The 16,454-nt window shown below is 64.1% G+C and carries 15 protein-coding genes; 8 read left to right on the top strand and 7 right to left on the bottom strand.

Annotated features, from left to right (window positions below; translation table 11 throughout):
• Window positions 1-379 precede the first annotated feature (379 nt).
• From ACFU4Z_RS18735 to ACFU4Z_RS18720, 4 genes are all read right to left on the bottom strand, one after another.
• Window positions 380-583 (bottom strand): hypothetical protein, encoded by a 204-nt coding sequence (locus ACFU4Z_RS18735; RefSeq protein WP_379064538.1) that lies wholly within the window; start codon window positions 581-583, stop codon window positions 380-382.
• Between the two features lie 392 nt (window positions 584-975).
• A complete protein-coding gene (locus ACFU4Z_RS18730) occupies window positions 976-2,646 on the bottom strand; it encodes a bifunctional 3'-5' exonuclease/DNA polymerase (protein WP_379064536.1) in 1,671 nt (556 codons plus the stop codon).
• Window positions 2,647-3,017: 371 nt separating this feature from the next.
• On the bottom strand, window positions 3,018-4,406 hold the full coding sequence (locus ACFU4Z_RS18725) for a cysteine hydrolase family protein (protein ID WP_379064534.1): 1,389 nt from the start codon (window positions 4,404-4,406) through the stop codon (window positions 3,018-3,020).
• A 101-nt stretch (window positions 4,407-4,507) separates the two neighbouring features.
• On the bottom strand, window positions 4,508-4,882 hold the full coding sequence (locus tag ACFU4Z_RS18720; RefSeq protein WP_379064532.1) for a hypothetical protein: 375 nt from the start codon (window positions 4,880-4,882) through the stop codon (window positions 4,508-4,510).
• 1,037 nt (window positions 4,883-5,919) lie between these two features.
• Here ACFU4Z_RS18720 and ACFU4Z_RS18715 point away from each other — a divergent pair.
• Together ACFU4Z_RS18715 and ACFU4Z_RS18710 are read left to right on the top strand one after the other, a co-directional pair.
• Complete coding sequence (locus ACFU4Z_RS18715; protein WP_379064530.1) at window positions 5,920-6,441, top strand: hypothetical protein; 522 nt, start codon at window positions 5,920-5,922, stop codon at window positions 6,439-6,441.
• Window positions 6,442-6,976: 535 nt separating this feature from the next.
• A complete protein-coding gene (locus tag ACFU4Z_RS18710; RefSeq protein ID WP_379064528.1) occupies window positions 6,977-7,489 on the top strand; it encodes a hypothetical protein in 513 nt (170 codons plus the stop codon).
• Window positions 7,490-7,547: 58 nt separating this feature from the next.
• Here ACFU4Z_RS18710 and ACFU4Z_RS18705 read toward each other — a convergent pair whose 3' ends face one another.
• Complete coding sequence (locus ACFU4Z_RS18705) at window positions 7,548-8,192, bottom strand: TetR/AcrR family transcriptional regulator (RefSeq protein ID WP_379064526.1); 645 nt, start codon at window positions 8,190-8,192, stop codon at window positions 7,548-7,550.
• 358 nt (window positions 8,193-8,550) lie between these two features.
• Between ACFU4Z_RS18705 and ACFU4Z_RS18700 the strand changes: the two genes are divergently transcribed.
• Window positions 8,551-8,820 (top strand): hypothetical protein, encoded by a 270-nt coding sequence (locus tag ACFU4Z_RS18700; RefSeq protein ID WP_379064524.1) that lies wholly within the window; start codon window positions 8,551-8,553, stop codon window positions 8,818-8,820.
• Between the two features lie 804 nt (window positions 8,821-9,624).
• On the top strand, window positions 9,625-9,978 hold the full coding sequence (locus ACFU4Z_RS18695; RefSeq protein WP_379064522.1) for a hypothetical protein: 354 nt from the start codon (window positions 9,625-9,627) through the stop codon (window positions 9,976-9,978).
• 304 nt (window positions 9,979-10,282) lie between these two features.
• On the opposite strand, the gene ACFU4Z_RS18690 is transcribed toward ACFU4Z_RS18695, so the two are convergent.
• Both ACFU4Z_RS18690 and ACFU4Z_RS18685 read right to left on the bottom strand, forming a co-directional pair.
• Window positions 10,283-10,636: a VOC family protein gene (locus tag ACFU4Z_RS18690; RefSeq protein WP_379064520.1), complete on the bottom strand. Its 354-nt coding sequence runs from the start codon at window positions 10,634-10,636 to the stop codon at window positions 10,283-10,285.
• An 85-nt stretch (window positions 10,637-10,721) separates the two neighbouring features.
• Window positions 10,722-11,087, bottom strand: coding sequence for a hypothetical protein (locus ACFU4Z_RS18685; protein WP_379064518.1), 366 nt, complete (start codon window positions 11,085-11,087; stop codon window positions 10,722-10,724).
• 403 nt (window positions 11,088-11,490) lie between these two features.
• Here ACFU4Z_RS18685 and ACFU4Z_RS18680 point away from each other — a divergent pair, with 403 nt between their 5' ends.
• From ACFU4Z_RS18680 to ACFU4Z_RS18665, 4 genes are all read left to right on the top strand, one after another.
• Window positions 11,491-12,126, top strand: coding sequence for a winged helix-turn-helix transcriptional regulator (locus ACFU4Z_RS18680; protein ID WP_379064516.1), 636 nt, complete (start codon window positions 11,491-11,493; stop codon window positions 12,124-12,126).
• Window positions 12,127-13,179: 1,053 nt separating this feature from the next.
• The gene (locus ACFU4Z_RS18675) at window positions 13,180-13,440 is read left to right on the top strand and encodes a hypothetical protein (RefSeq protein WP_379064514.1); all 261 of its coding nucleotides are present in this window, start codon (window positions 13,180-13,182) and stop codon (window positions 13,438-13,440) included.
• 340 nt (window positions 13,441-13,780) lie between these two features.
• Window positions 13,781-15,433 (top strand): amidohydrolase, encoded by a 1,653-nt coding sequence (locus ACFU4Z_RS18670; RefSeq protein WP_379064512.1) that lies wholly within the window; start codon window positions 13,781-13,783, stop codon window positions 15,431-15,433.
• Window positions 15,434-15,993: 560 nt separating this feature from the next.
• Window positions 15,994-16,377, top strand: a complete 384-nt coding sequence (locus tag ACFU4Z_RS18665; protein ID WP_379064510.1) for a hypothetical protein — start codon at window positions 15,994-15,996, stop codon at window positions 16,375-16,377.
• The last annotated feature ends 77 nt before the right edge of the window (window positions 16,378-16,454 follow it).

Raw genomic sequence — 16,454 nt, 5'->3', positions numbered from 1 at the left:
CCGAATCCTGGGCCATGCACCGCAATCGTCTTGTGGCGCAATGATGATCCCTGCGCCGTCCTCCGGTGTTGAGCAGGATCGACCCGTGGTCGCGGTCGCCCGTGGCGCGGCTGGTGGCTCGTCCGACTGCTGGCGGTAGCGGGATCAAGACGAGCTTCGAGCCCTTGCCGAGGAACCGCAGTAGGCGATGGCCGTGTTCCTCACCGATGTCGTCGGCGTCGGACTCGCACGCCTCGGGACTCAGAACTGCCGCGCATCACAGGGGAACACCCCAGAGCAGATGCGCTCCGGGGTGTTCCCGCGTCTCTGGTGATGCTCGCCTATCAGCGGCAGTGGCCGCACGGCCGGACGATCGGAATGACGAGCTTCAAGGCGAGAGTCAGAAGGTGCAGTCCGTTTGACGGCCTGCCCAGCCGCCCTTCAGGAATCGGATCACGGCGCAGAATATGTCCTCCGACAACGATCCGATGGGCGTCGCGGTCGTCGTCGCGGCGTTCGGTGCGGCAGCGGGTTCCGCGGTTGCCAGCCCGGCGGGTGCGAGGAGGCCGGCCGTCACAGCGGCAACAACGATGAGCTTCTTCATCTGGTGTCCTGTTCTTAGGGTTGTGGATCGCGAGCCATGATTTCATATTCGAACGATCGCAGCGGGCGGTGCGACTGCCCGGTTGAGCCACCTGAAGAACTCGCTGCCGGGGCCGAACTCGGGTGTGGTCGTCGATCTGCACCGTCGACAACGTCGGTTCGGTAACCAGCCGCCTGCCGTCTGTTGGATCAGCCGGGTCGAAGTAGATCGAGCGGGTCCGACTCACTGAGCTCGCTTCGGCAGTACAAGGCTCGGCTCAGGATTTCCTCAACGACGTCGCTCTTGGCGTCGGCCTCATGCTGAATGTACTTCCACCTGCGTTCAGCCAGTTCCCGCGTGGTCCGCTCGTACACCGTCGTGTGTACGTAGCCAGTCACGGAAGGCAAGGATCCTCACTTGGCATCCCAGTAGCACTCCACTACCGCTGTCGTGAACGGGAACCGCACCGGTGTGGGCCCGAAGGCGATCCGGCCTGCGGTCTCTGCCGCCGTTGCGATCACGTCGGCGACCGTAGTGGCCTCCGCTGCCGGGCAGTGCACGATCACCTCGTCGTGCTGAAAGAAGACCAGTTCGGCGCGGAGCCCCGCGCGAGTCAACGCATGACGCACGCCCGCCAGTACCAGTAGGGCCCAGTCGGCGGCGCTGCCCTGCACCACGAAGTTACGTGTGAAGCGGCCACGAGCGCGCGCCGCGGAGGTACTGCTATACCCGGTGCCCTCCTGGGATAAGTCCACCTGCTCGGGCGATGCGACCGACAGCGGCGGGCAGGTGCGACCCAGCCAAGTGCGCACGAGGCGGCCCTCCTCACCGGCGCGCGCCGCGTCATCGACATACGCCACTGCGGCCGGATAACGCCGGCGCAGTCCGGCCATGTGGGTGAGGGCATCGCCGGAGGTCTGGCCATAAATGGCGCCCAGTAGGGCGATTTTGGCCTGGGCGCGGTCGCCGCCGAAGGCACGGACCGCCAGATCCGCGTACAGATCTTCGCCGCGACCGGCCACCTCCATCAGACCTGGGTCGCGGGAGACTGCCGCGAGTACTCGTGGCTCCATTTGGTCGGCGTCGGCGACCACCAGACGCCATCCCGGATCCGCGCGTATCGCTTGACGGATCACCTTGGGGATCTGCAGGGCGCCACCACCGTTGGTAGTCCAACGGCCCGAAACGGTGCCGCCGGGCAGATACTCGGGACGAAAACGGCCGCCGTGTACCCACTGCTCTAGCCAGGACCAGCCGTGGGCGGTGTACAAGCGGTAGAGCGATTTGTAGGCCAGAAGTGGCGCTACCGCGGGGTGATCGATCTGCTGGAGCTCCCATTTTCGGGTGGAGGACAGCGAGATCCCGGCGCGGGCGAAGGCTTTGATGATGTCGTTGGGCAGGTCTGGTCGGACCCGCACGCCTTCACCGAAGGCCCGCGACACTTCGTCGGCCAACTCCGCCATCCGGCGCGGTTCCAGCCCGCCAGGAAAGCGCTCACCCAGCAGATCGTCCAGCAGATCGCGATGGACGTCCGCGCGCCAAGGGATCCCGGATCGCGACATCTCCGCGGCAACCAGCATCCCCGCCGATTCGGCGGCAAGGAGCAGCCGCATTCGCTCTGGATGTTCGGTCTTCGCCGTACGGGCCAGCTGTCCCGCGTAGACCTCCAGTAGGGCGGCGAACTCGTCGATTCCCGGTGGCAGCGGTACCGGGCCCGACTCGAACAGCGACGGCTGGGTGTCGGCCGCCCGTGCGGGCGCGTCCGCCGGGATGGGCAGGTTGTGCAGTCGCGCCCACGCGGCCGCCAGCGAGCGAGCCTGGCCCGACTGGCCCTCCTCGTGGCCGATCAGCAGGGCCTCCGCGGCCTGCACGTCGTAGCAACGCTCGACCCGCACACCGGCCGCAAGCAAGGGTCGGTAGATCTCGGCCGTGGATCGCCAGACCCACCGCTCGACCTCGGGTCGTGAGCGCACCGCCTCCGCGAGCGAGGGCTCGCGTACCACTGGTCCCGCGGGCCGACCGTCCTGATCGAGTGGACACAGCCGCGCACCTCCGTCGCCCGTTTCCGCCACCGCCCATCTCACGTCCCCGAGTCTGGCACCAGGGACATCGGCTTTCGACATCCACCTCGGTGGCGGCCTCGAACCGACTGAACAATCCCTGTGGTCACCCCTGAGTCAGGGATCCGCCACGAACGATGCCGATGACACGCAGCTGATCCGAAGCTGGAGAACCGGGTAGTAGCGAGCAACCCGAATTGACCACGCGCGCCTGCCTTGTCGCGAAGAAGTACCGGCGCAGGCCCGATCCGCAGTGGATACGGGACCACAACGTGAACCGAGCCGCTCAGAACTCAGTTCAGAATGAGTTTGCGGAGGCACTGACAGCGGGAACTCACCCATCATCCTCACGTCGGGCAAGATGCCCGACGCCCGCTCGTACCCGGCTTGTGTTGTCAGCTTGGTTCCGGGATGCCGATCTCTTCGCTGACTTCCGGGGTGAATACGACCATCACGTCGTCGAGGCCGAGCCAGAAGTTGTAGCCGGTTCCGGAGTCGCCGGACGCGCCTGCCGCGATCCATACGGCCTTGTCGTCGATGCCGAGACGGATGGCCGCCGGGTATCGGATTCCGTCGTCGGGATGGTTGTCCCAACAGATGTCGGCTGTGACGATCGGTTTGTCGACCAGATCGACCCAATACTGACCGACGGTTGCCGGTACCGGTTTGAGGCCGCCGAGGTCGAGTTGAAGGACCTCGGACATCGGTTTGCGGGAAATCTCCATCCCGTATTCGGTGAAGGCATCGGTGGTTCTCGCCGAGTAGTGCCGGCCGCTGTCGGTGATCAGTTCGACGCCCATCCGCGGTTCGTCCCAGCCGGGATACTCCCATTCATCGACGTAGATGTCCTCATCGTCGGTGGTCAGCAGGTAGTACACGACCTCGGTGATGCGCTCACCGCGCAGTTCGGCAACGATCGCCGTCAGTGATTCCTCGGCGCGTTGGATTGCCTCCCGTGACATGCGGTGCGGTGTCGGTGACGGCAGCCACTCGGCGCAGGAGACGACCTCGAAACCGCGATTGGGGAAAACGGTATCCATGAAGAAGTCGTGCATTGTCGGTTCGGCGTCGGCACAGCCGTCGCGCAGAACGATCACCCGGTAGTCGCGGTCTGCTGCGTCGTAGCACGTTGCAGCTACCATTGCGCTGGTGGCGACACCTGCGATCGCGAGCGTGTCGACACCGTTCGCACGGAGTATGAGGTCGAGATCGGTGCCTGCGAATGCGCTGGCACGGCGCTTGGACACGATGACATCCTTTGCGGCGACCGGCAATTCGATCTCCGTTCCGGGTGCCCCCTCATGAAAGGCGTCGCCCGCTTCGTGGAAGGTTCGGAACAACTCGCTGTGTCGCGGCAAATCGATTCCATTGGGGCGCAGGGCAAATCGCACGAACACTACAAGCGTGCCGGCATCGCGAGCTCGGGGGAGCAGTTCGTACAGTGGGTCCACCACCTGTGCGGCGAATGGATAGTTGGCCGTGATGCCCCGCTGGACGTCCCCGATGATCAGTGCTGTGTTCACGATTGACCCATCTTGCCCGACTTCACCGCTGGAAGTTGAAGGAGATGGCTTATTTGAGTTCAGACCTTGCCCAGGACAACGCAACTCGGGCATCAGCAGGGTCGGGCATCCTGCCCGACTTCGTGGGCTGGAAGGGGAAGGTTTCCACTGAGGTGAGGCAGTTCCTGCCGCTTCCAGCGGTGAAGTCGGGTAGGGCGGGCGATCACCCGTGACCGCTGTTTGGTTTTGAGCATGGTGTAGAGGACGCCGCCGCGGCGCCACGGCTACTTGACCCGACCGTTGAACGCAACGGAGTGGCTACGACCGCATCGGGTGCTCATGTTCCCGAGCCCCCGACAGCCGGAGAAACCTCGAGATCAATATCAGGGGCTGTGCGACGGCTGTTCCGGATCAGCCCCGCGCCGCGTCTCACCCGACTTCGAGTCCGGATCGACCTTATCCGCGCGCTCCCACTCCTTGTCCAGCTCGGTTCGCGAATCCGCCGCCTCGCTGCGATGCACATGCGCCTGCTGAGCAAGCTGCTCGGCCTGCGCCGCCTTGACCTCGCCTTCCGCCTTCGCCGCCCGACTCCGGGCAGCGACCTCCTCCGCCCGCGCCTCGCGCCGACCGACCTCGAATTCCTGTTCCGCCGCGCGGTCACGGATGCCCTCGGCTTCGGCCCGCTGATGCTCACGCCGTTGGCGCATCAACGCCCAGGCCACAAACAAAACGACCACAACCGCGACGACGATGATCACGATCACAATGGTGGTGCTCATCTTTCGACTCCTCGCACTCACCCCCCTCTACCCTAACGCCACTCGACCACCCCCGAACTGGGAAAATGAGCGATCAAACGCCCAGCCTGATCCGGCCGATATCTACCCCGCCAGCACGGAGAATGGGCCGCGCTGACCGCGCGGCAAGACGCGCCAACCGCTGATCACTAATGGTGGACGGGTTCCCGGGACGACGGACCCGACCCAGGCCGGTGACGCTTCGACAAGCGAACGAAGCTGTGCTGGATAGGCCCATCGCGGCCGTGGCGGGGTCGGAATTCACCGGCCCGACCCACAGCCGGATTCGCGTTTCGCCCTCGATCGCGGACTCACCCCGATCGCGGCTCACATGGGCATGCCCGGGAACATCATGTTCCACATGCCCCTGAGCATGTTCATCATCTGCATACACATCTCGGGCATTGAACTCACCTCCTCACGCCCGGCCCCCGTGATTTGCTGGTCATTGTCGGCCTACCCGTGATCACCCGGAACATGCACGAAACGGTGGCCCGGGTGGCGGTTCTGTCACACCTGCACCGTGTGCCGCACCGACCGTGCCAATCGCTCACATGAGGTCATGGCTTCGGTTCGTCCGCCGTATTGCCGAGTGCGTCGAAGATCGGAGCGTGAACTCGCAGGCCTCGACGGGATGGGTCGGAAAGGGGCAGGTCGCTTGAACACTGATGACAGCACCGAAACAAGGTAGGGGAAGGCGATCAGGACGTCATTGTCTGCGCAGGAGTTGGATGAGCTCGAGAAGATGGCGCGTCACCGATGGTGCGAACGGAACGCGGTCGACGCCATCAACCCGTCGAAAATGGATCAGCTGATCAGGATTTGGGGTGAGAAGTGGGTAGCCAGTGTGCTCACAGAGCACCTGCGTGACCAGCCGGGTCCTCCCACGAACTTCGGACCAGACCGGCCAGTCCTGGTGTTCGGTCACCATCGGACTCACCAACTTTCCCGTGTACCGTCCGGAAAGTACCCAATCCAGAGCCAGTCGGGGGCGACACATGACGGTTCGCACGTCCCATCCGATTGTCGACGCCGTGCTTGATCGGCATCACCGAAAGCTCGGCGATGCCTTAGCGGTCTATCGCAATCATGTGTTCCGCGGTCTGAACTATCAGCAGCTACTGCTGGGCGAGCCGGTGCCCGACACAGCGGCACTGGCGTGGGCGGTGCATGACTTGGGCATCTGGACTGCCGGAACCTTCGACTACCTGAAGCCCTCGGCGGATCTGGTCACCGAACACGCCGCCGAGTTCGGAATCGAGGACATCGACAGCGCGCGACGGATGGTCCTCGACCATCATCGACTGCGTCGCAACGACGACCGATTGACCGAAACGTTCCGTATCGCCGACCGCCTCGACGCGAGCGGTGGTCTGTTCCGCCGACCAGTGACTCGCGCGAACATCAAAGCTGTTGTCGCACAGTTGCCTTACCTCGGCTTTCACCGGTTCCTCGCCCGCCGTGTCAGCACCTACGCGCTGACCCACCCCACCCGTCCGCTGCCCATGGTCCGCTGGTAGGCCGACCCGAGCGCCGCCAACCGATACCCGACCCGAGCGCGTAGGGAATCAATCAGCAAGGTAGCCAACGCGATTCTCTGAGGACGCGCTGCGCGGGCAGGGCGAGAAGGCCCCGCCAGCGCTTCTGTGCGCCTGAAACGCAGCCGTTCCGCCGCACCCCAAGAAGTGCGGCGGAACAGGGAATCTCACCGTCAGCGGCCGACTCGTCCGGCTGCGCGGCGTGATCCGGCCAGGATCAGGTCAAGGTGCCCGGCGGGAGGCTCACCGATCGGCCAGGTCTGGATTGGTACGGAACTCGAATCTTCCGCCACGGCCGAATCTCTATGGATGATCTTCGCGGCACCAGGCTTCCAGCAACTTCGTGGCGAGCACTTCTACCTGCACTGCGACGTGCTCAAATCGGCACTTGCAAACCTACAGCCTGTATAGTTACAGTGTGTAAACCGGCCGTTCCGGCTGGCCTCGAATACCCGCTACGGCCGCCCTCGCTGCGCAGCCTCGACCCCTACACATGGAACCCATGCAACGAGACCACATGCCCTTCGCGCCGCCCGTCACAGTCGTGCATATTCCCGATCGGATCCAGCCCGTCGGTGACCATCACCAGCACGGCCCCGCTGCGCAAGCAGCACCACCGCAGCTCATTCCCTCCGCCCCCACGCGCTCGACAGTGCCGACACCGCCCACTGCCGAAGAGCTCCTTCCCGGCACCGCGACCAATGCGACCGTGTGCGGATTGATCACGTCCTATATCGACGAGTTCGTCATTACCCCGTTCAGCATCGCCGGACAACAGTGCCACGGTTTCGCGGCTCGACTGGCCGACGACCACCACGGCGAGGCGTGGCTGCTCAGCTGGTTGCCCGATGCGGTCCTCAATCGTCGGCAGGCGTACGCCGCGATGGTTCTGGATGCGGTCCTGGTCGACCACGAACTCGACAGCGCCACCATGCTCAGCGTCATGCGGCGGCTTGCCGCGCAGATCGCCCGCCCCCTCGAAGACATCCTGACCCAGCTGTGCTACGCCACGGGGCCGCAGCTTCGATAAGCCGACGCGAAACAGCGCGGCGCATTCCAGCCGGTGACCCGGGAGAGTACCCATCGGCTCACTTGCCCGATCCTGCGATCGCCGACCTCCGCAGCAAGGACGCCGCCCCGACGACAAGATCGGCGTACAACGTTACTACCCGATCCCGCGGAACCTGTGGGTTGCGCAGCCACCAGCGACCCAGCTGCTCGGCGATCCCCGAAACCGCGTACGAAAACGCCATCAGATCTTCCTCGCCCACGACTCCAGCCAGCGGGCGCACCAACTGCCCGACTTGCTCGATCGTCGAATGCCGCAACTGCCCCAGTTGCTCCGCCAGCGTTCCTTCCAGATTTGCCGACGTCGTGAACAACAGCGCCCACCGCCGCGGGTTGGAAACGATGAGGTCGAAGTACGGTGCCCCCCCAGCCGCAGCGATGGCCCGTAAGTCCTGACCCGCTTCCACGACCTCCGTCACACCAGCGACAAGGCTCTGCGCGAACTGAGCACGGGCACGATGTACGCACGCCAGGAAGATTCCCTCTTTGGAACCGTGATGCTGGTACACGATCGGCCGAGTCACCCCCGCCACCCGAGCGATCTCATCCACACTCACCCCCTCGTACCCCCGCTCGGTGAACAACACCTCCGCTACATCCAGCAACTGCTGTTCACGCTCGGCCGCACTCATCCGCACCCGGCGCGCCCCCGCAGGCTCAGCCATATCCGCTCCTCCTTCGCTCCAGGCACTCACATTTGTATACACAGTGTAACTTAGGTGCATCGGTCGCCGTCCTGGCCGCGGTGACCAGCGCCATGGTCGACCGCCGTGACGGATGCTTCATGGTCGCAGGTCGTGCCGGATCGGCAGTTGCTCACTTCCCGACCCGGCCGATCCGGTCCGACCAGCAGCTCCCCACCATCACCCGTGGCGACGACTCGCGCCGGTGCAGCGGCCATGGCCGCCTACGGATCAGCGCCTCCTGCGGCGAATTTCACGCCGTAGAATGATGCGGAGATCCGTCGTCCATCCCACTCGCGCCGACAAAGGATCGGCGCACTTCGTGAAGGAGGCGCCCGTTATGTCGCCTGTTACGGTTCTTGTTTCGATGCTGTCCACTGCCGCGATCCTGGCGGGTGCTGCCGCGATGGCAGCGCCTGGTGCTGACCCTGAGTTCGAGATTGCCGCCGCACCCTACGCCCGCGGCGCCGAGGCCGCTGAGCTTCTTCCTGTGGCCGATCATCCGTCCTACCCGACGCCACCCGAGCCACCGACGCCGCCGGCCTTCCCGACCCCGCCCGCCTTCCCGACGCCACCGGAGTTACCGAAGCCGCCGCACCCCCACCGCTAACCCGACATCCGGTATCGAGTCCGAGCCATCGAGCGCACCATCGGTTCTCGACGTCATGACAAGGTACAGCGGTGAGAAGAGTGTGCTGAGCCCTTGGTAATAAAGAATCGTCAGGTCGCCGCATGGATGACGAGCCGGTTCTGCTCTTTGTCAAAGATGTCGGCCAGGGCCTGGACTTCCCGACAGCCCCTTTCGAACAGTCCGTCTCTGTCGACGTGCACGTTTTCGCACGATGTTTATCCGCAGATCAATGCGCGGCGGCCATTCCATCGCCGCTGAGCTCGGCATAGATCTCGACTGACCTCCGATGCTTGTCGGCCGACGGAGGGCGCGCCGCCCACTGGCCGCACACATTTCCCCGATATTCCACCGACCACGAGTTCCCGTATTCCCCGGTATCCCACATACCGAGATACCGCACCCGATCACACCGATTCCGCACACCAACACATAACGGTTCCATAAATCACAACCACGGAATTCACCAACGACCGCTTGCCGACAGCACCGCGAAAGGCCGACATTTCCTCGGGCCGAGTCCCGCTGCCGCATATCGGTCACGAATCAGCATCGCCAACGCGTTCGATTATCCACAATGCAATCGGGGTTTCCTCCAAGCGCGACATCTGAGAAGCTTTCCGCAACTGGAGTTATCTATAACGATCGCTAACGGTTGTGATGCCCGCCCGGACGCCCCCATCGCCTACATCACAACACGAACTCGCGCCGACCACGGCCACACGTGAACAACGATGCCCGCAGATCCACCCTCGGCCGACCGGGACGGCCCGCTTGGAGAACATCATGGTCACCAGAGCTTCCAGCCATTCACTCGATGCCTTCACCGTCATCGGCGGACCGAACCGGCCCAACACCCGCCCGCAGCTGCCGCCGCAGCGCAGAATCGATGACGACCTCGCACCACTCGGAATACCAGCCCTGACACTGGGAACGATACTGATCCTCACCGGGCTGGCCGCCCTGCCACTGATGAACGGGTGGGCCGGCGACTACGGCCCGCTGATGGTCTACACCGCCTACCTGCTGTATCTGAGCCTCACCGTAGCGCTGAGCGTATGGGGTGTCCGCCGGATCCGCGACCACCGCAGATCCCTGTACTACACAAGCGCGGCCCACAGCGCCCACCACCGGAGATGACAAAGCCCTACCATCACCGGCACCCACCCCCACAGCGCCACAGCAACGACGGGCAGCCTCCTCGATCGACACTGCCACGCCGCAACAGAATCCGCTGAAAACCACGGGAACTGCCGTAAGCCGCTGACAGCAGCCAGCTTTCGCATTCAAACGGAGCCGCGCACTCAGTGACCGGCTTGTTCGCCGATGAGGTTGGTCGGCGACGGTGAGGTTCGCTCGTGGTAACGCGGGTGTTGGGATTGGCACGTTTGCGCGGGATCCCGATATCAGCCGCGCTGAAACTTACGTGTGGGCCGAGGCCGGCTCACTCGTTCCGCTTGAACTGAATGATCTGAAGATAGTTTCCGTCAGGGTCGGCGAACGTCGCGAAGCGGCCGGCGGCGCGATCCTCGGCTGGGGCGATCCAATCCACGTCCGCCGCCCGCAACCGTTGCTCGACCTCGTCGAAATTGTCGACGTGGAAGTTGAGGATCACCCGGCCCGGCTCGCTGGTTTTCGAGCCGACGTCGTCCCGTTGATCGATGACTAGCAGAAACCCTCCAAGATCGATCGCTCCTTCGCCCTCGCACTCTGGGGCGAATGCCTTGCGGTACCAGTCGCGCAGCACCGCGGGCTGGGTGGTGCCGAGCAGGATGCTGCCGGGTTTCGGGGTGGTCATTGCCGAATCTCCTTATTGTGTGCGAATGGCGGTAGTACGCGTCAGGCCCGCAGTGGGCCTGATGCCGATGATTCACGCGTGGGACTCAAGACCTGTCTCCGGTCGCGGATGCCGACTTGACCTCAACGAGAATTACGTTCACTTCGCCCGCCAGCAACTCCCAGGCATGATCGAAAGCGTTTTCTTGCCAGACGACCGCGCCGGGGTTCAGGTCCACGATCTGCGTCGTCCCATCCGCCCAGGTCACTTTCTGCCGCCCGGAGCCGAGGTTGACCACCAGCATCGGCGGGTGCGAGTGCATCGCACTTTCCCAACCGTGCGAGGCGCGCGCATGGATCACCCGAACATGTTCATTCTCGAACAAGACTTGGTGCGCATCGGGATCGACGACCGATGCATGCTGGGGCTTCTGAGCTGAGGCCGGGGTCTGTCCCGAAAGCGAAATACTCATTGCAGGCTCCTATCTGCCGGGGTTGTTGCGCGATCTTGGCGCCGGCTCCACGACCGGATCGGTCCGGTGATCCCGGAGTGGGCCACTGGCTGTCGCATGGATCTGTCCTTCCGGGTGCCAGGTCGCCGCCGAGCGCCGTCGTCGCCACCTGAACCTCGATGGTTCCGCCGGTCGACTGCTAAACAATAACCGCAATGAGTTGTGAAAAACAACTGTCATGAGTAGTTATTTCAGATCGAAGCGGACAAGGAGGGCGTAGCCATGCCGACCAGCCGTAGCTATCGGGACTCGTGCGGGATAGCTCGGGCCCTCGACGTCGCCGGGAAGCGGTGGGTCACGAGTTGTGAAAAGCAACTACTATGAGTGGCAGTTTCGAATCAGAGTGGACAAGGAGGACGTAGCCATGCCGACCAGCCGTAGCTATCGGGACTCGTGCGGGATAGCTCGGGCCCTCGACGTCGTCGGGGAGCGGTGGGCACTTCTGGTCGTCCGGGAGCTGCTCTTGGTGCCTCAACGCTTCTCCGAGCTGCGGCACGCGCTGCCTAATGCCAGCTCGAACCTGCTTGCCGATCGACTGCGAGAACTCGAACATCACGGGGTGATCCGTCGCCGCAAACTGGCGTCAACGGCAGGCTCGCAGGTCTACGAACTGACAGAGTGGGGCCGGAAGCTAGAACCGATCGTCCTAGCCCTGGGCGATTGGGGGATCGATGCCCCCAACCCCCCAGAGCCCACCTCGCTCAGCGCCACCTCGGTGCTGGTCTTCCTGCGAGGTGCCGATCGTCCCGACCCGGCGGCGCCGCCGATCGTTTGTCGCCTCGATCTCGACGGCTCGGTCTGGACGGTCTGCGTAGAGTCCGGGAAGGTTCAGGTGCAGAGCGGAGAACCTGCCACGGCCGACATCTCGCTTCGTACGGACGCCAAGACGCTCGGCGGCCTGCTGGCCGATCCAGCCGCGCTCGACACGGCACTCGCCGAAGGGAGCGTGGCCTTTGTGGGCGACGTTCTGGCCCTCAACCGGCTGCTATACGGGGGTTGAGGACCAGATCCGCGAAAGGTCCCATTAAGCGATATAGCGAACGAATCATGTTGTCTCAGTTCGCATTTTCTCGTATCAGCGTTATGTCGAGGTGTCCTCGAGGCAGAATTGACGCGCACTGTGCTTCTCTCCAAAACGCCCCAGCCCAAGGAGAACGACATGGTCACGCGAACTTCCGCTCGAGTCCAGTTTTCGGTGTCGCCCGGGGGGCCGGTCGAACTGGTTGCAGGTTCAGGAAACGCTGGATATCCAGGTGTGCAGGTACGGAACGAGGGTGACGGCGCAGTGGCTCGGCAGAACATCAGCGTGACCCTGCCGCCGGGACGCGGACTTGCGTTCGAGGCCGAAGCGTGCTCCATCGCTCAGTTGACCGTGTTCGACGCCCGAGGCAACTCGGTGAACTACCCCGGGACCCGTTCGCCCGATGGTGCGATTCTCCACTACGCGAATATCGACTTGGCGCTTTCGGGCACGGGTTCAACATCGACGCTCTGGGTTGCGGTAAACGCTGCCCGGGACGCTCCTGCCGGAGCTACGAACCTGGCGTTCACAGTAGGCGGCCGAGCCTCGAACTCCTCGCCCATCACGATCAGCAGGGCGTAAACCGGTAGGCGGCCGGCGTGCCACCGCTAGCTGTCTTCACGACACTGCCCGCAATGCGGAACACCCGCTCGTGGCCGGCAACCGCCGACACGCCCAAGGGAAAAGCATGTTCGATAGATATGCAGCGAACGGTGCCGCCGTATCACCCCGCGTGAGGCGGCGTTGTGACAAATGGGTCAGTCGGCCGAGTTGTTCGGCCCCGGTCGTTGATCCCTTGAAAATGGCCATGTTTGAGCCGCACACCCCGCACGTACCGGGCGCGAGCACGATCCTCGCCGGAACGAGGGGGCGCCACTGGCGGCTCGGACGGTGGGGCGCGATGCGGGTACGTGGTCAGGCACGGTTGGCCGCACCGCGCGGGCCGCCGGTTCCAACCAGGTGGATCGACCTTGCACGTTTGCCGTCAAGCGCCATGAGGTTGTTCGACAACGGGAGCGATAGGAGAAGCGCGTGTCGAAGTTGACCAAGGACGAAGTCAAATCTCGGATTTTGCATACCTTTAAGGCCTACAACCGGGCCAAATTCGAGGCCCACCCCTTGGAGGCCCGTTTCATACAGGATTTCAAACTCCACGAGCTCGACCTGGCGACAGCGGTCATACCTGCCATCGAGGAGGAGTTCTGCATCGAGATTCCGCACTACGACGCCGATGAAATACAGTCGATCGCCGATGCCATCGAATATGTGGTGCGCCGCGACGACGCCGATTAGGCGGGTCCGAGCGGCCGGCGCGACAACTACAGCCCGCCGATGACATCTTCACCGTTGACGGTGACCCGCCACCGCGCTCGATGAGCGTGGCGAACAGGGCCGCCCCGCCGGGTGCGCCCGCCACGCAGCTGTATCGGCTGCGGATGTCCGCGGTGCGCCGCAACCCCACTGTGGTATCGGCCCGAGGGTGTGGACGCGGTCCATGCCGCCGGGCCGGAGGCGCCGGTTATGTGCCGAGCCATTCCGAGAACCTGTTGGCGGATCCGTCAATTGCCCTGTGTGCGTTGGGAATCCGTTCGATACTTGGAAAATTGACTTCGCGAACAACTCCGGAGGAATCATGACCGAGATCGTTCCCACCACGGCAGTTGACACCATCTATTTCGGCGGAGAGATCGTCACCGTCGACGACGCGCGGCCCAGCGCGGAGGCCGTCGCGGTGAAGGGTGGTCGGATCGCCGCCGTCGGGGACTTGACTGATGTGCTGGCGCAGGCCGGTGACGATACGCGGCTGGTGAATCTGCGCGGCCGGACACTGCTGCCCGGGTTCGTCGACGCCCACAGCCACCTGTCGCTGACCGGATTCCAGGCAGGCACGGCGAATCTGCTGCCCGCGCCCGACGGCGTGGTCAACGACCTTGCTGCGCTACAGGCCGCGCTGGAGGCGTGGACAGACACCGAGACCGGCAGGGCGTGGACCTGGATCATCGGATTCGGTTATGACGACGCCCAATTGGCGGGCCGCGCACATCCGACTCGTGATGATCTGGACGCCGTTTCGGTGGAGCGGCCAGTGCTGGTGATCCACCAGTCCAGCCATCTGGGGGCTGTCAACAGCAGGGGCCTCGAGCTGCTCGGGTATGACGAGAGCTCCGAAGATCCCGAGGGCGGGGTGATCCGACGCTGGCCCGGAACCCTGGTGCCCAACGGGGTACTCGAGGAAACTGCCTTCTTTGCGGCGTGGGGGAAGTCGGCAGAGGACTTCGACGAAAAGGAGCGCCGCCGGCTGATCGAGCTCGGTCAGCGGGCGATGGCTGCGTTCGGATTCACGACCGCGCAGGACGGCCGGGTAATGACGACGACAGATCTGAACGCGCTGCGAGCGGCCGCCGATGATGGCCTGTTCGATATCGATGTGGTCGCCTACCCGGACTGTTCGCTGGCTACGAAGCTCGAAGAGGCGCCTGGGCCGCAGTACACCGGGAGACTGCGGATCGGCGGGCTGAAGCTGGGGCTCGACGGGTCGCCGCAAGGGCGGACCGCCTGGCTGACCCAGCCGTACCTGACGCCCCCAGAGGGAAAGGGCCCGCAGTACCGGGGGTATCCGGCGATGACCGACGACATGGTGCTGGACGCGGTCGGTGACGCATACAGCAAAGGATGGCAGATCCTGGCTCATGTCAACGGCGATGCCGCTCTTGATCAGTTCATCACCGCGTTGCGTCAGGCCACCACACGTTATCGGCCCATTGATCCGCGGCCGGTGGCGATCCATGCGCAAACCGCGCGGGAGGATCAGCTCGATGCCATGCGGGAGTTGGGCGTGATTCCGTCGTTCTTCTCCATGCACACCTTCTACTGGGGCGACTGGTACCGGGAAACTGTGCTCGGCGAACAGCGCGCAGCCCGAATCTCGCCTGCCGCGTCCGCGTTGCAGCGGGGGCTGCGCTACACCTCGCACCATGACGCGCCGGTGGCGCTGCCCAGCTCGATCGCGGTCCTGGCCAGTCAGGTCACCCGGGTCACCCGCGGCGGGCATGTGCTGGGCGAGCAGCAGCGGGTTTCGGCGCTCGACGCGATCAAGGCGACGACGCTACACGCCGCTCACCAGTACTTCGAGGAGGCGACCAAAGGCTCGATCACCGTGGGTAAGCTGGCCGACTTCGTTGTGCTGAGCCGCAATCCACTGACGGTCGCGCCGGAAGAGATCAAAAACATCCAGGTGCTGGAGACCATCAAAGAGGGGCGGACCATCTACCCGGAGCAGGAGTAGTGGGTGACGACCACCTAGGCCGCGCCTCCGAGTCACTCCGGCTGCGCCCACCTCACCCTCCGTGAAACGGGCCCATATGCCAATACCCGCTGTGACAACCCGCTCGCAGAGGATTCGAGCACGGCGATGCCTCCGGAGCGTGGGAACTCGAGGTCGAGGATAAAGACTCGGGATAGGCGTTGACCCCGTCAACACCCGACCGCCGTTCACAGCTGAGGTGCTTCGAAATATCCTGAACTGCAACGGAATTCGCCGGTCACAGAATTCTCTTGCGGAAGCGGAAGGGTTCGACCCTCGTCCTCCGCAGAGGAAACGCTGGCGGGAGGCGGTTTTCGAACTGCCTCCGACCAGAACGGTGCCTCTGGCCATCACCACTCACTAGCAGTTGCCACTCCGGCGGCCCCTCCGGCAACGACACCACGGCATCATTGCCTAGATCGGCAGCGCTATACGGTCGGCACGAACTCGGCATGGGATATCTCGAGCCGCAAAGCCGGTCTCCACAAACCCCATGCCCACAGCCATGTAAGCCATATCGGACACAACGGGAAGGACGACTGATGACCGAGACCAACCCCGGCGACGGCACGGAGCCGGAAGCGACAGCGGAGAAGCCGATCACCTGGGAGGCACTCAAAGCGCAGCAGCCCGGCGACGCCGAACGTGACGCCCTGCGAACGAGCTTGATTGGACGGACCCGCATGGTGCAGCGCAACGGCTGGGACGACTACCGCCATGTGTGGTCCAGCGGGGAGGTGGCAGGCGTTGCCTACTTGCTCGATGACGCCGCGTTGCTCGACGAACTCGACGAGACCGAAGGCACGGTGCTGAGCAGGTTCGCCGGAGAGCTGTTCGGGTTCAAGGGTGCCGGCAAGGACATCAAGGCCGGACTGCCCGCCACCCAAGCATGGTTCGCGGCCGCCCGCGCCCATTTGCGTGACTAGTCTTCCGAAGTCCAAAACGTCTGCGGTTCACTGTGTTCGGCCGCCAACGGTCCACCGCTCTCGCAGGGTTCGACGAG

Source organism: Nocardia sp. NPDC057440 (genome assembly GCF_042802915.1).
Taxonomy (GTDB): domain Bacteria; phylum Actinomycetota; class Actinomycetes; order Mycobacteriales; family Mycobacteriaceae; genus Nocardia.
Note: the sequence above shows the minus strand (reverse complement) of the source record. Positions and strands in the feature narration are given on the sequence as shown.

Excerpts from the sequence above, each read along its gene's own strand:
- ACFU4Z_RS18735 (WP_379064538.1), bottom strand. The coding sequence starts at position 583 with ATGAAGAAGCTCATCGTTGTTGCCGCTGTGACGGCCGGCCTCCTCGCA.
- ACFU4Z_RS18715 (WP_379064530.1), top strand. The coding sequence starts at position 5,920 with ATGACGGTTCGCACGTCCCATCCGATTGTCGACGCCGTGCTTGATCGG.
- ACFU4Z_RS18710 (WP_379064528.1), top strand. The coding sequence starts at position 6,977 with ATGCCCTTCGCGCCGCCCGTCACAGTCGTGCATATTCCCGATCGGATC.
- ACFU4Z_RS18705 (WP_379064526.1), bottom strand. The coding sequence starts at position 8,192 with ATGGCTGAGCCTGCGGGGGCGCGCCGGGTGCGGATGAGTGCGGCCGAG.
- ACFU4Z_RS18700 (WP_379064524.1), top strand. The coding sequence starts at position 8,551 with ATGTCGCCTGTTACGGTTCTTGTTTCGATGCTGTCCACTGCCGCGATC.
- ACFU4Z_RS18695 (WP_379064522.1), top strand. The coding sequence starts at position 9,625 with ATGGTCACCAGAGCTTCCAGCCATTCACTCGATGCCTTCACCGTCATC.
- ACFU4Z_RS18690 (WP_379064520.1), bottom strand. The coding sequence starts at position 10,636 with ATGACCACCCCGAAACCCGGCAGCATCCTGCTCGGCACCACCCAGCCC.
- ACFU4Z_RS18685 (WP_379064518.1), bottom strand. The coding sequence starts at position 11,087 with ATGAGTATTTCGCTTTCGGGACAGACCCCGGCCTCAGCTCAGAAGCCC.
- ACFU4Z_RS18680 (WP_379064516.1), top strand. The coding sequence starts at position 11,491 with ATGCCGACCAGCCGTAGCTATCGGGACTCGTGCGGGATAGCTCGGGCC.
- ACFU4Z_RS18670 (WP_379064512.1), top strand. The coding sequence starts at position 13,781 with ATGACCGAGATCGTTCCCACCACGGCAGTTGACACCATCTATTTCGGC.
- ACFU4Z_RS18665 (WP_379064510.1), top strand. The coding sequence starts at position 15,994 with ATGACCGAGACCAACCCCGGCGACGGCACGGAGCCGGAAGCGACAGCG.